The organism is Streptomyces sp. NBC_00076 (assembly GCF_045041235.1).
Classification (GTDB): Bacteria; Actinomycetota; Actinomycetes; order Streptomycetales; family Streptomycetaceae; genus Streptomyces.
This window is the reverse complement of record NZ_CP108242.1, coordinates 5,007,551-5,019,437: the sequence shown is the minus strand read 5'-3', so window position 1 is coordinate 5,019,437 and position 11,887 is coordinate 5,007,551. Positions and strand designations below refer to the sequence as shown.

The 11,887-nt window shown below is 69.4% G+C and carries 12 protein-coding genes; 1 reads left to right on the top strand and 11 read right to left on the bottom strand.

Annotated features, from left to right (window positions below; all coding sequences use genetic code 11):
* Positions 1 to 65 precede the first annotated feature (65 nt).
* On the top strand, positions 66 to 620 hold the full coding sequence (locus OHA64_RS22720) for a GNAT family N-acetyltransferase (protein ID WP_405615902.1): 555 nt from the start codon (positions 66 to 68) through the stop codon (positions 618 to 620).
* Between the two features lie 24 nt (positions 621 to 644).
* Here the strand turns inward: OHA64_RS22720 and OHA64_RS22715 are convergent, their stop codons facing one another.
* The 11 genes from OHA64_RS22715 to OHA64_RS22665 all read right to left on the bottom strand — a co-directional run bounded on the left by OHA64_RS22715 (position 645) and on the right by OHA64_RS22665 (position 11,795).
* Positions 645 to 2,318 carry a type VI secretion protein gene (locus OHA64_RS22715; RefSeq protein WP_405615900.1) on the bottom strand — a complete coding sequence of 558 codons (1,674 nt, stop codon included), beginning with the start codon at positions 2,316 to 2,318 and terminating at the stop codon, positions 645 to 647.
* Positions 2,319 to 2,346: 28 nt separating this feature from the next.
* Positions 2,347 to 3,762, bottom strand: coding sequence for an ATP-binding protein (locus tag OHA64_RS22710; protein ID WP_405615898.1), 1,416 nt, complete (start codon positions 3,760 to 3,762; stop codon positions 2,347 to 2,349).
* 10 nt (positions 3,763 to 3,772) lie between these two features.
* Positions 3,773 to 5,332, bottom strand: coding sequence for an SCO6880 family protein (locus OHA64_RS22705; protein ID WP_405615896.1), 1,560 nt, complete (start codon positions 5,330 to 5,332; stop codon positions 3,773 to 3,775).
* Positions 5,329 to 6,657 (bottom strand): hypothetical protein, encoded by a 1,329-nt coding sequence (locus tag OHA64_RS22700; RefSeq protein ID WP_405615894.1) that lies wholly within the window; start codon positions 6,655 to 6,657, stop codon positions 5,329 to 5,331. The genes OHA64_RS22705 and OHA64_RS22700 overlap by 4 nt, the downstream gene beginning before the upstream one ends.
* Positions 6,647 to 7,453: a hypothetical protein gene (locus OHA64_RS22695; protein ID WP_405615892.1), complete on the bottom strand. Its 807-nt coding sequence runs from the start codon at positions 7,451 to 7,453 to the stop codon at positions 6,647 to 6,649. The genes OHA64_RS22700 and OHA64_RS22695 overlap by 11 nt, the downstream gene beginning before the upstream one ends.
* A gap of 200 nt (positions 7,454 to 7,653) precedes the next feature.
* Positions 7,654 to 7,962 carry a hypothetical protein gene (locus OHA64_RS22690; protein WP_405615890.1) on the bottom strand — a complete coding sequence of 103 codons (309 nt, stop codon included), beginning with the start codon at positions 7,960 to 7,962 and terminating at the stop codon, positions 7,654 to 7,656.
* Positions 7,963 to 8,436: 474 nt separating this feature from the next.
* On the bottom strand, positions 8,437 to 9,792 hold the full coding sequence (locus OHA64_RS22685) for a peptidase S8 (protein WP_405615888.1): 1,356 nt from the start codon (positions 9,790 to 9,792) through the stop codon (positions 8,437 to 8,439).
* 340 nt (positions 9,793 to 10,132) lie between these two features.
* On the bottom strand, positions 10,133 to 10,507 hold the full coding sequence (locus OHA64_RS22680; protein WP_405615885.1) for a VOC family protein: 375 nt from the start codon (positions 10,505 to 10,507) through the stop codon (positions 10,133 to 10,135).
* Entirely contained in the window at positions 10,500 to 10,760 is a 261-nt protein-coding gene (locus tag OHA64_RS22675; RefSeq protein WP_405615883.1) for a DUF397 domain-containing protein, read from the bottom strand. Before OHA64_RS22675 ends, OHA64_RS22680 begins: the two co-directional genes overlap by 8 nt.
* Positions 10,753 to 10,941, bottom strand: coding sequence for a DUF397 domain-containing protein (locus OHA64_RS22670; RefSeq protein ID WP_405615881.1), 189 nt, complete (start codon positions 10,939 to 10,941; stop codon positions 10,753 to 10,755). The genes OHA64_RS22675 and OHA64_RS22670 overlap by 8 nt, the downstream gene beginning before the upstream one ends.
* Positions 10,942 to 10,949: 8 nt before the next feature.
* On the bottom strand, positions 10,950 to 11,795 hold the full coding sequence (locus tag OHA64_RS22665) for a helix-turn-helix domain-containing protein (protein ID WP_405615879.1): 846 nt from the start codon (positions 11,793 to 11,795) through the stop codon (positions 10,950 to 10,952).
* Positions 11,796 to 11,887 lie beyond the last annotated feature (92 nt).

The following is an 11,887-nucleotide window of genomic DNA, read 5'->3' as shown; positions in this document are numbered from 1 at the left end:
TCGTCACAGGTCGGGGGCCGTATATGCGGTGAGCGGTGTAGTACCGGGGTACTAGCGTGGGACGTATGAGTAGCTACGTGATCCGGTCCGTGCGTGCTGACGAGTGGCCTGCCGCCAAGGAGTTGAGGCTTTCGGCGCTGCGGGATCCGGTCGCGCACCTCGCCTTCCTGGAGACCTACGAAGAGGCGGCTGCCAGGCCGGACTCCTTCTGGAAGGAGCGGACGGCCGGTGGTGCCGAAGGGGCGGCCGGGACGCAGCAGATCATCGCCGAGGGGCCGGACGGACAGTGGGTGGGGACGCTGACCGTGCTGCTGGAGGAGCCCGGGACGACGGACTGGGCCGGGTTTCCGGTGGAGCTGCTGCAGGGGCACGTCGTCGGTGTGTTCGTCCGGCCCGAGGAGCGGGGGAGCGGGCTGACCGAGGTGTTGTTCGACGCGGGCCTGGAGTGGGCGTGGGGGCGGGGGGCGGAGCGGGTGCGGCTGATCGTGCACGAGGAGAACGGGCGGGCGCAGCGGTTCTATCGCCGGGTGGGGTTCGTGCCGACTGGGCGTACCGTGCCGTTGACGGTGGCGCCGGGGGAGAACGAGTTGGAGTTCGTCCTCGAGCGGGGGCAGGACTGACGCCGGTGTGCGTGGTCGAGGGGGTTATGCCGGGAGTTCGGCGTTCGGCCAGCGCGTGCGGGCCTGTTCGCGGGAGCGGAGCAGGGCCAGGGTCGGCAGACCGCGGTTCGCTCCGGCGGCCAGCAGCTCCGGGAGCTGGGGCAGCGGGGCCACGGCGGCGACGTCGTCCAGGACGAGGGTGAGTGGTGGGTCGAGGCGACCGGAGGATGACCGTTCGGCCATGTGCCGGCCGCGCTCGACCACGCTTGAGGTGAGGGCCGTGAGGAGTGGCATCGCGCCCGGGTGTGTTCGGGGGTCCTCGATGGATTCACCCACCACGTAAAGCGTGCCCCCTTCGTCCACGAAGGAATCCAGGGCGAGGGCATCACCTCGGTTGGGAGTGCAGGCCTCGCGGATGTTGACCGTGGAGAGAGCCGAGAGGGCTCGGGCGGCCAGCTCCTGGGCGATGTCCCGGCGTTCGGGGTGGGCGGTGAGGGCCGCCTCGAGCTCGCCCGCGGAGCCGGAGGCCGCCTTGGCGTTCGTACGGAGGGTTCGTACGGCGTCCTGGATCTGGATGCCCTGGGACCAGCGGTGGACGTGGCGGATCGTGCGGCCGTCGATCGCGGCGGCGTGCAGGTAGCTACGGAGGAGCGTTTCGGCCACGTCGGTGACGGCTTGGTCGATTTTCGCGGTGGGGCGGATGGGGGCGAGGAGCGCGGTGGCTGTGGATGCCGCGGTCTGTTTGTTCTCGCAGCCGGCCGTGGGGGACCAGTGGAGGCGGGCCGGCGTGTCGCAGAGGTGGGTGGGGTCGTAGACGTGGACCGGGCCGAGTTTGGCTCGGGCGTCCTTGGTGTCCTGCCAGAGGGCGGGGTTCGAGGTCAGGATGAGGGCGGGGCCCTCCGCGTCGCGTACGGCCTGGATCGCGGTGGCGTGGCGAATCGCCGGGGGGCCGTAGTGCACCGGGCCTTCGGCACGGTGGGTTTCCCATGCGCCCGCCTGTCCGCTGGTGGTCGGGGACGCGAGGGGCTCGGACGCGAGGGGCTGTGACGCGACCGGTTGGGCTGCGACCGGTTGGGCTGCGACCGGTTGGGCTGCGAGAGGTTGGGCTGCGAGGGGTTGGGCGGGTGCCTGTGCCGCGGTGTGGGGGGCCGTGGGGTGGGCGGCGGAGGGCTGTGCGAGTCGCGGCTGGTGGGTGGGCTCCGTCGCCGTCTGTGCGGGGAGTTGCTCCAGTGGTGGCTGATAGGGGGCGGCGGTGCCGGGGTGGTGCGGCTCGGGCGTTGGCCTCTGGGCCGGGACCTCGTACGCGGTGGTGCCCGGTGTCGGCCCGGCGTGGGTGCCCCCTGCCCGTTTCCTCACCCGGACTGCTCTCCAGCGGGCCAGGGTGCCCAGGATGAACACCGTCAGGACGACCAGGATCATCAGCTGGCCGATGAACAGGCCCCAGAAGAGGCCGTAGCCGGAGACGGCGGTGGGGTCGGCGTCGGGCCAGGCGCCGGTGATGTCGTGGGGTTGGGCGATCAGGTGGCGCATCGCCAGGGGGGTGCGGGTGAAGGTGACGCCGGTGGGCCAGGCGCCGTGCGCGAACAGGCCGGCCAGGCCCGTGGCCGTCCAGACCAGGACGGTCATGCCGAGGACGAAGGCGAGCAGGCCGACCAGCATGCCGTCGGGCATGCCTCCCTGGCCGTCCGGTCGGCGGTAGCGCTCGTCACCCGGTCTCATGGTTCCCCGCTCCCCGCTCGTGCTCGCCCTACGCCACCGTCGACTCGGAGTCGCCGAGGTGCTGTTCCACGAACGCCGCCGCCCGTTCCTCCGCCTCCACCTCGGCCGCGTGCAGGGCGTCGTCCAGCAGCTGGTGGTCGACGGACGACTCGGTCATGGCGCGGTCGGTGAAGACCAGTGGCCGTTCCGTCTCGGTGACCAGGTGTTTGACGACCTGGACATTGCCGTTGACGTCCCACACGGCGATGCCGGGCGTGAGGGACGGGATGATCTCCACCGCCCAGCGGGGCAGGCCCAGTACCCGGCCCGTCGCCCTCGCCTCGTCGGCCTTCTGGGCGTAGATCGTCCGGGTGGACGCCATCTTCAGGATCGCGGCGGCTTCCTTCGCCGCCGCTCCGTCCACGACGTCGGACAGATGGTGGACGACCGCGACGAACGACAGGCCCAGGCGGCGGCCGAACTTCAGCAGCCGCTGGAAGAGCTGGGCCACGAAGGGGCTGTTGATGATGTGCCAGGCCTCCTCGACGAGGAAGATGCGCTTCTTCCGGTCGGGGCGGATCCAGGTGTGCTCCAGCCACACGCCGACGATCGCCATCAGGATCGGCATGGCGATGGAGTTGCGGTCGATGTGGGACAGGTCGAACACGATCAGGGGGGCGTCGAGGTCGATGCCGACCGTCGTGGGGCCGTCGAACATGCCGCGCAGGTCACCGTCGACCAGGCGGTCGAGGACCAGCGCCACGTCCAGGCCCCATGCCCGGACGTCCTCTATGTCGACGTTCATCGCCTCGGCCGACTCCGGCTCGGGGTGCCGTAGCTGGTCGACGATGTCCGTGAGGACCGGCTGGCGTTCGACGATCGTCTCGTTGACGTAGGCGTGCGCGACCTTCAGCGCGAAGCCCGAGCGCTCGTCCAGGCCGTGCCCCATCGCGACCTCGATGATGGTCCGGAGCAGAGCCAACTGCCCCGTGGTCGTGATCGCGGGGTCGAGCGGGTTGAGGCGGATTCCGTGGTCCAGGGCCGCCGTCGGGTCGAGCCGGATGGGGGTTATACCCAGCTCCTGCGCGACGAGGTTCCATTCGCCGACGCCGTCCTCGCCCTGTGCGTCGAGGACGACGACCTGACGGTCGCGGAAGCGCAGTTGGCGCAGGACGTACGTCTTCTCCAGGGCCGACTTGCCGTTGCCCGACTCGCCGAGGACCAGCCAGTGCGGCGCCGGGAGCTGCTGGCCGTACAGCTGGAAGGGGTCGTAGATGTACCCCTTCCCGGAGTAGACCTCGCGGCCGATGATGACGCCGGAGTCGCCGAGGCCGGGGGCGGCGGTCGGGAGGTAGACGGCCTGGGCCTGGCCTGTGGAGGTGCGTACCGGAAGGCGGGTCGTCTCGACCTTCCCGAAGAGGAAGGACGTGAAGGCGTCGGTGAGGATGGACATCGGATCCCGCATGCGGCGGCCCCTACCTTCGAATGCCGGTGGCGAACGGAAGCGTGTTCACGAAGGCGCGATGGTGCTCGCGGTCGCACCACTCCAGTTTCAGGTACGACTTTCCGGCCGACGCCCGGATGGTCCGCTTGTCGCGGGCCAGGGCCTCGGGGTTGCGGGAGGAGACGGTGATGTAGCCGACCAGGTTGACGCCGGCGGCGCCGCTGGCGAGGTCTTCTCCGCGCTGGTCGAGGCGGTTGTGTGAGGCGACGTCGCGAGGGTCGACGGTGCGGTTCATCTTGGCGGCGCGGGACGCCTCGGCCTCGTCGTTGGTCTTCTCGGTGAGCATCCGCTCGATGGCGACCTCGGTGGGTTCGAGGTCCATCGTGACGGCGACCGTGCGGATGACGTCCGGGGTGTGCACCAGCAGGGGCGCAAGGAAGTTGACGCCCACCGGGGTCATCGGCCATTCCTTCACCCAGGCCGTGGCGTGGCACCAGGGGGCGCGGGTGGAGGACTCGCGCGTCTTCGCCTGGAGGTACGTCGGTTCCATCGCGTCCAGTTCGGCCGGCCAGGCGTTGCGCTTGGTCATCGCCTGGATGTGGTCGATGGGGTGGTCCGGGTCGTACATGGAGTGGATGAGGGAGGCGAGCCGGCCCTGGCCGAGGGGCTGGCGGACGCGGATGTCGGCCTCCTGGAGGCGGGAGCAGATGTCCGTCAGCTCGCGGGCCATGACGACGGCGAGGCCGGCGTCCCGGTCGAGCTTGCGGCCGTTGTGGGGCCGTGCCGCCCGCGCCATGGCGTTCGCCTCGGCGGCCAGTTCGCGGGTGAAGTGCATACAGGCGACGAGGTACGCGCGGTGCTGCTCGCTGCTGGTCGACACCATCGACTGCAGCTGGTCGTACGACTGCTGCAGCCAGGTCGGTGCCTTCTCGTCCCCGCGTACGGCGACGTCCTTGTTGTGGGCGTCGGGGTCGGCGGGGAGGGTGCGGGCGAGCATCTGGAGGCGGGTGACGAAGCCGTCGCCGTTGGCCACGTGCTTGAGGAGGGTGCCGAAGCGGTCGACGAGGGCCTCCTGGTCCTCGCTGTCGCGCAGGCCGACGCCGGGGCCCTCGATCTCGATCGCCGCGGTCACCGTACGGCGGTCCGCGTGCAGGAGTACGGCGATCTCGTCGGGGCCGAACGGGGCGGCCAGCCAGGTGATGCGGCCGATTCCGGGCGGCGGGCCGATCTCCACCTCGCGGCCGTCGAGGCCGGTGCCTGCCTCGACGACGCCGGAGCGGTAGGTGGCGCTCTGCTTGAGGCTGCGCTTGTAGCTGCGGTTGATCTCGAACCACTTGTAGAACGTGCGGCGCTTGTACGGCACGTAGACCGCGGCCAGCGCGATCAAGGGGAAGCCCACCAGCGTCACGATGCGCAGTGACAGCACCGGAACGAGGAGCCCGCACATCATTCCGAGGAACGCGCCGCCGATGATGAGCGCGATCTCGCCGGTTTCACGATTCCTGCCGACGATCGCGTTCGGCCGGGCGCGGCCGATCAGATATGTACGGCGGGGCGTGACCGGATGGGACACGTGGGACTCGGTCGTCAACGCCCTTCACCTCCCGTGCGGTTGGTACTGCTGTTGCGGTTGTTGCTGGCGTGCGGGGTGTTCACCGGGCTGCCCGCGCGGGGAGCGGGGGCGGCGGAGGGGACAGATCCGCCGCCTCCGTTCGCGTTGCGCGAGCTGTGTGCGGCGACACCGCCGGACGCCGGGTTGCTCGGGCGGGCGCCGCCCGAGCCGCCCTGGCCTCCGCCGCCGCTGTCGGCGCGGGTGCTGTGGGTCTTGATGCCCTGTGCGACGAAGGTCGCCGGGGAGGTCATGACGGCCGCGGCCTTGCCTTCCGCGCCCTGCATGATGCGGTTGTTGCGGGAGTTGGCGATCTCGTCGCCGAAGCCGGGGACGAAGCGGTAGATCATGCCGCTGGCGAAGATCGCGAGCAGGATGATGGCGAGACCGGAGACGATCGCGGCGACCGAGTCGGGGCCGCCGTCGGAGGCCAGGGCCCCGGCCAGGCCGAGGACGATCACGATCACCGGCTTGACGAGGATGACCGCGATCATCACGCCCGCCCAGCGGCGGACGTGGCCCCACAGGTTCTTGTCGACGAGGCCGGCGTAGACGACGACGCCGAGGAGCGCGCCGACGTACAGCAGGACGGCCCTGAGGTACAGCTCCAGGTAGAGGACGCCGGCCGCGACGACGGAGACCAGCGACACCAGCATCAGCATGATCGGGCCGCCGCCGATGTCGTCGCCCTTGTCGAGGGCCTCGGAGAACGTGCCGAAGAACGCGTCCGTCTGATTGCCCGTCGTCTTCGCCAGGACCTCACTGACGCCGTCCGTCGCGGAGACGACTGTGTAGAGGATCAGCGGAGTGAAGGCGGAGGCGAGGACGGTCAGCCAGAGGAAGCCGATCGCTTCGCTGATGGCTGTGGTGAGGGGGACGCCGCGTACGGCCCGCTTGGCGACGGCCAGCAGCCACAGCAGGAGCGTGAGGATCGCGGAGGCGGCGAAGACCACGGCGTACTGCTTGAGGAACTTCGGGTTGGTGAAGTCGACGTTCGCCGTCTCCTTCACGGCCTTGCTGAGCTGGTCGACGGTCCATGAGGCGGCGTCGGCGCAGCCCTTCGCGAGGGAGGAGAGGGGGTCGAGGGTGTCGGTGAGGGGGGTGGTGGGGGCGGATCGGCGGGCACCGCCGCCTCCGTCTTGTTGGCAGTAGTCCTTGGCGGGGCCGTGGATCAGGTCGCAGGGGTCGTTGCTCGGAGTGGGCGAAGGCGTGGGTGCGGCGAAGGCCCGCGTGGCCATGAGCACGGCTGCGGTTTGCACCGCCGTGACGGCGGCAGTCAGCTTGAGTGCGTGGTGGCTAGCGGGCATATGTGAACCCTCCGTACTGCTGGACAGCCTTGGCCATGTCGTCGGCGCTGGAAGCCCTCTCGTCGCCTGGAACGGGCGATGGGCCGTCCTTCTGAGAGTGCGTCACGATCTTCCAGTCGCCGTCGGTCCACTCCAGTTTCATCGTGATGGTGAACCAGCTGCTGGTGACCGGGTTCGTGGATTGCTCGCCGGCGAGGCCGAGGAGTCCGCTGCACCAGACCTCGACGGTTGCGTTGGTGCTGGAGGGCTCGGTGACCTTGGTGCCGATCGGGCTCGTACGTGACACGAAGGTGTAGCCCGTTGGTGCGGTGCCGTCCTCGTTCAGGCCGACAGCCTTGTTGAACGCTGGCGTGTACGCCTTGTCCAACGTCGACTTGAAGCCCGAGACCTTGGAGGGGGCGATGATGGTCTGCAGGATGGCGTCACGCTGGACCTTGTTGAACATCTCCGCCGAACCGAGTGATACCGCGTAGTTCGCCGCCGCGCTCTCCGCCCCCTGCTCATTCCGGGCGAAGCCCGACTGAACCGGCTTCGATCCGCTCGCCGCCGTGCTGGAAGCGTCCGGTTGGGACCCCGAAGTCGCTGTCGGGTCCGGGTCGTCCTCTCCGCGGTTCGCGAAGGCGATCGCGGCGATGAGGAGGACGACGACCCCGACGACCGTGACCAGGCTTCTTGAGGACGAGCGGCCGCGCCGTGCGCCGCCGTACACGTCGCCGCTCCGGTCGGGCAGGCGGGTGCGGGTGTGGCCCGTGCCGCCGTAGCCGCCGGAGGTCTCCTCGTCGTCCTCGAGACTCATGCCGCGTACGCCCCCTCGACGTCGTGCGGAAACGCGTAGGAATACGCGTACGAGTACGACGGTAGCCGTGCTGGTTCCCGCGCGGGCGCGGTGTGGTGACTCGACATCAGGGAAACGCAACCTCAGCCGGTGGGCACGACGGACGGGTGGGGTGGAGGGGGAATCGAACGGACGCGCCACGCACGGGCGGTGGTCGCCCGCTACACGGCCATGCCGTACACGATGGTGAACAGCGTGCCCAGTGAACCGATGATGAAGACGCCCGTCAGACCCGCGACGATGAGGCCCTTGCCCTGTTCCGCGCTGAACGTGTCGCGCAGGGCCGTGGCGCCGATGCGCTGTTTGGCGGCGCCCCAGATGGCGATGCCGAGGCAGAGCAGGATGGCCACCGCCATCACGACCTCGATCATCACCTTCGCCTCGTTGCCCAGGCTGCCGAAGGGCCCCCAGTCCGGAGCGATACCGCCGATGATGGTGTTGATGTCTCCCTTGTCGGCCGCAAAGAACATGTAAGTCACCGCCCCTGGTGGGTAGTTCCGCTCCCCCTGCCTTGGCGCAGAGGTCGGGCCTCATTCTCGCCGACAACAGCGCCGTCGTATGTCGACTTGGCGTCATTGATTGGCGGGTTTCGTACGAATACCTTGCCACCGGTCCGCGTTGGCTCTCCGGGATTCCGTCGAACAGACGTTGGAACGGTAATGAGGGAGTCGTATGGTAACTCTGTGTATCACGGCAGGTCACGCCGGGCAATGAGGACTGGGCGGAACCTGTCGTGTGGTTCCGTCGTTGTCCCCTCTTACGGCACGGTTCGGTGATCGCGCCGATGTTCTGCGGGTGACCTGGGTGAGCCCCAGGTGGAAGGCTAACCCGGGCATGGCGAACGGGCCGCGGCAGGTGCCGCGGCCCGTTCCCCCATTTCGCCCAGGGGCCCCCACGGCCCACTGTGGCGAGATCCGGTGACAGAGGATCAGCTGGTCGGCTGATCAGCCCGTGAAGGCGCTCACCCCCGCCGGGGTGCCCAGGCCCGTGGGGCCGTCGTAGCCGGCCCTGGCCGTGCAGAAGTAGCTGGTGGAGCAGGTGCCGTTGTTGCCGGAGGTCACGTCGTTGAGTGCCGAGGTGTGCGCGTACGGGAACTGGGCCGGGTAGGAGCCGCTGGACGGGGTGCCGGCGAGGGCGTAGACGCCCGCGATGATGGGCGAGGAGGCGCTGGTGCCGCCGAAGGTGTACCAGCCGGCGGTGACGCCGTAGGAGTCGTAGACGGAGACGCCGGTCGCGGGGTCGGCGACGGCCGAGACGTCCGAGATCATGCGCTTGGTGCAGCTGGTGTCGGTCTGCCAGCTCGGCTTGGCGTCGTACGACGAGCAGCCCGAGCCGGTGCCCTCGGTGCTGCTGGTCTTCCAGACGGACTCCGTCCAGCCGCGGGTGGTGGAGGAGGTGGCGAGCTTGGTGCCGCCGACCGAGGTCACGTACTTGGAGGCGGCCGGGTATTCGGCGCCGTAGCCCTCGTCGCCCGCGCTGACGGTGATGGCGACGCCGGCGTGGTTGAAGTACGAGGAGTCGTACGAGGTGTCCGAGGAGGACTCCGAGCCGCCGTAGCTGTTGGAGACGTACTTGGCGCCCAGCGTGACCGCCTCGTTCACCGCGGTGCCGAGGTTGGCCATGGAGGAGGACTTGGCCTCGACCAGCAGGATGTGGCAGTTCGGGCAGGTCGCGCTGGCCATGTCCAGGTCGAGGGAGATCTCCTGGCCCCAGCCGCTGTCGGCGGTGGGCAGGGAGGTCGTCGAGCCGGTCTGGCTGACCTTCTTGAAGCAGCCGTTGGCGGTGGTGCAGGCGGTGAGGCCGTAGTACGAGCGGTACTTCGCGAGGTCGGCCTCGGCGTTCGGGTCGTCGTACGCGTCGACGATGGCGATGGTCCTGCCGGAGCCGCTGCTCGCTGCCGCGGAGGTCAGGCCGTAGGCGCTCTGGAGGTCGGACGGGCCGTAGCCGGAGGGGGTGGAGGCATCGGCGGCCTTGGGGGTGACGCCGTCGACCGCGGCCTCGTGCTTCTGGAAGGCGGTGATGCCGCCGGTCACGCGGAGGGAGTTACAGGCCAGCTCGCCCTTCTTCTTGGGCGTGGCGCAGGGGGTCGCTGCCCAAGTGACCTTGGTGGAAGCGGCCTTGGCGGTGGTGGCGGTGGTGGTGGCTGCCGTCGTGGCTGCGGGGGTGGCGCTCGCTGGGGCGGCCGCGGCGCCGAGTCCGGCGAAGACGAGCGCGGCTGTGGCTACGGCGGTGGATCCGATTCGGGTCCATCTGGGGCGTATGGGGCGTATGGGGCGGGCGTTGGGGGGTGACGTACGCAACGGACTGCCTCCTGATAGTGGTTGAACAGGGGCGGTGCGGGTGGTGTTGCCACCGGTACGTGGTCCCCGGCAGCGGGCGGCGGCCCGCCGACGACTGTGGCTTGTTGAGTACGTGACAACAAGATGAGTAGCGGAATCCTGACTTCCGCCTTACTGAAGGCGGTTGGGGGATTGCGGATCAATGGCCGCTCGATGGGCGGGGGATGGCGGCGGCTTGACCGGGCTCACAGGGGGTGCACAGGTGGTGAGGCTTCCTCGGTCCCCGGTCCCCGGTCCCCGGTCCCCGGTCCCCGGTCCTCGGTCCCCGGTCCTCGGTCCCGTGGGCCCACGGGGACGCGGCTCACGACCAGGTGCGTGCCTGGGCGTGGAAGACGTCCGGATCGCTGTGCACCGGCAGGACGCACAGGAGGTGGCCGCCGGGGGCGCGTAGGACGCGGCACTCCAGCCAGCGGCCGACCTGAGTGGCGCCCAGGCCGAGCAGGCGGGCGGTTTCGGCTTCCACGTCGTCGGTTTCGATGTCGAGGTGAAAGCGGGGCGCGTCGTCGACCGCCTGTACGGCGACCTCCAGGCCGGGGATGGCCTCGTGCAACGACGTGAACTGCTCCTCCGACGGGACCGGACGGGCGGGTGCGCCCAGCGCGGCGGACCAGAAGGCCGCGGCGGCCTCCGGCTCGGGGCTGTCGATCAGCAGCGCGGAGACGCGGCTTTTATGCATGCGGTGAGTTCCCCAGTTGCTCGACGCCCTCCACGAAGTGGTCGAACTCGCCTGCCTGGACGCCGAGTACGAAGGCGTCCCACTTGCGGCGGTTCGTGGTGACCACGGTGTCGGGGTCACTGGTCTCGCGGAGGTACACCGGCGCTTCCCCGTCGTCTCCCTCGCCGAAGGCGATCTCGATCCAGGGGCCCGGACCGGTGGCGTCGGGCGGGGCGGCGCGGGTCCAGGCGAGGTCGGGGGGGACGTCAGACACGGGGCGGTTCTTCCTTGAGTACGGCGAGGAGGGCGTCGAAGGCGACGGGGGTGGCGGTGAGTATCGCTCCGCGTGGGTCGCCGCTTTCGGTGAGGTGGATCGTTTTGGGGGTGGTGGCTATGTGGACGCAGGAGTCTCCCTCGGAGCACTGCGAGGACTTCTGCCAGGCGTACGGAGTCAAGGAGGCTCCTAGAGGTCGTTGATGACGGTGTTGAGGAGGTCTCGGGTTTTCTCTGGGGCGAGGGCGACGGCGTCGAGCCGGTCGAAGAGCGTGCGGTACTTGCGCAGTTGTGCCTCGGCGTCGAGGAAAGTCAGGCCGTGGGACTGGTCCAGGTGGACCGTGTCGAGTTCGGGTACGGGGCCGCGCGCGTAGTAGATGGACTGGCCCGAACCGGGATACGCGCCGACTTCGAACGTGATGGCCCGCAGGGTGATGTGCTCGTGGTCGCTCATGTCCAGCAGGTGCTTGAGCTGCTGCCGCGCCACCGAGGAGCCGCCGACCTTCATCCGTAGAGCGGCCTCGTGGATGATCGCCTCGTACGGGGTCGGCTCCTCCCGGTACAGCACTGTCTGGCGCTTGATGCGGAACGAGAGCCGGTGCTCGATGTCGGGTGGGGACAGCTCGGTCACGCCCTGACGGAAGATCTCGCGGGCGTAGTCGACGGTCTGGAGCAAGCCGGGGACGCGTGCCGTGATGGTCGTGCGCAGAGACCGGGCGTGGTGTTCCAGCTCGGCGAGGTCGAGCAGGGGGCCGGGGAGGATCTCGCGGTACTCCTCCCACCAGCCGCGCTTGCGGTCGCCGACCATTCCGGCGATCGCCTCGACGAGGGCCGGGTCCTGGCAGTCGTAATGGCAGGCCAAAGTGCGTACTCGCTCCGGGCTCACTCCTGCCCGGCCGGCCTCGATGTTGCTGACCAGGGCCTGCTTGGAGCCAAGCAGTTGACCTGCCTCCGTCGCGGTCAGGCCTGCGCGCTCCCGAAGCTTGCGCAGCTCAGTGCCCAAGCGGAGTTGACGGCCCGTTGGGTTGGTCCTCACGGGGTTGTCTCCCTCCTCGCCGCGGACGTCACCCACAAGGGTGGATAGGAATGGATTTTAGGGGATCCGAGTAATGCATTACTCGACGGGCC

Excerpts from the sequence above, each read along its gene's own strand:
- OHA64_RS22720 (WP_405615902.1), top strand. The coding sequence starts at position 66 with ATGAGTAGCTACGTGATCCGGTCCGTGCGTGCTGACGAGTGGCCTGCC.
- OHA64_RS22715 (WP_405615900.1), bottom strand. The coding sequence starts at position 2,318 with ATGAGACCGGGTGACGAGCGCTACCGCCGACCGGACGGCCAGGGAGGC.
- OHA64_RS22710 (WP_405615898.1), bottom strand. The coding sequence starts at position 3,762 with ATGCGGGATCCGATGTCCATCCTCACCGACGCCTTCACGTCCTTCCTC.
- OHA64_RS22700 (WP_405615894.1), bottom strand. The coding sequence starts at position 6,657 with ATGCCCGCTAGCCACCACGCACTCAAGCTGACTGCCGCCGTCACGGCG.
- OHA64_RS22695 (WP_405615892.1), bottom strand. The coding sequence starts at position 7,453 with ATGAGTCTCGAGGACGACGAGGAGACCTCCGGCGGCTACGGCGGCACG.
- OHA64_RS22690 (WP_405615890.1), bottom strand. The coding sequence starts at position 7,962 with ATGTTCTTTGCGGCCGACAAGGGAGACATCAACACCATCATCGGCGGT.
- OHA64_RS22680 (WP_405615885.1), bottom strand. The coding sequence starts at position 10,507 with ATGCATAAAAGCCGCGTCTCCGCGCTGCTGATCGACAGCCCCGAGCCG.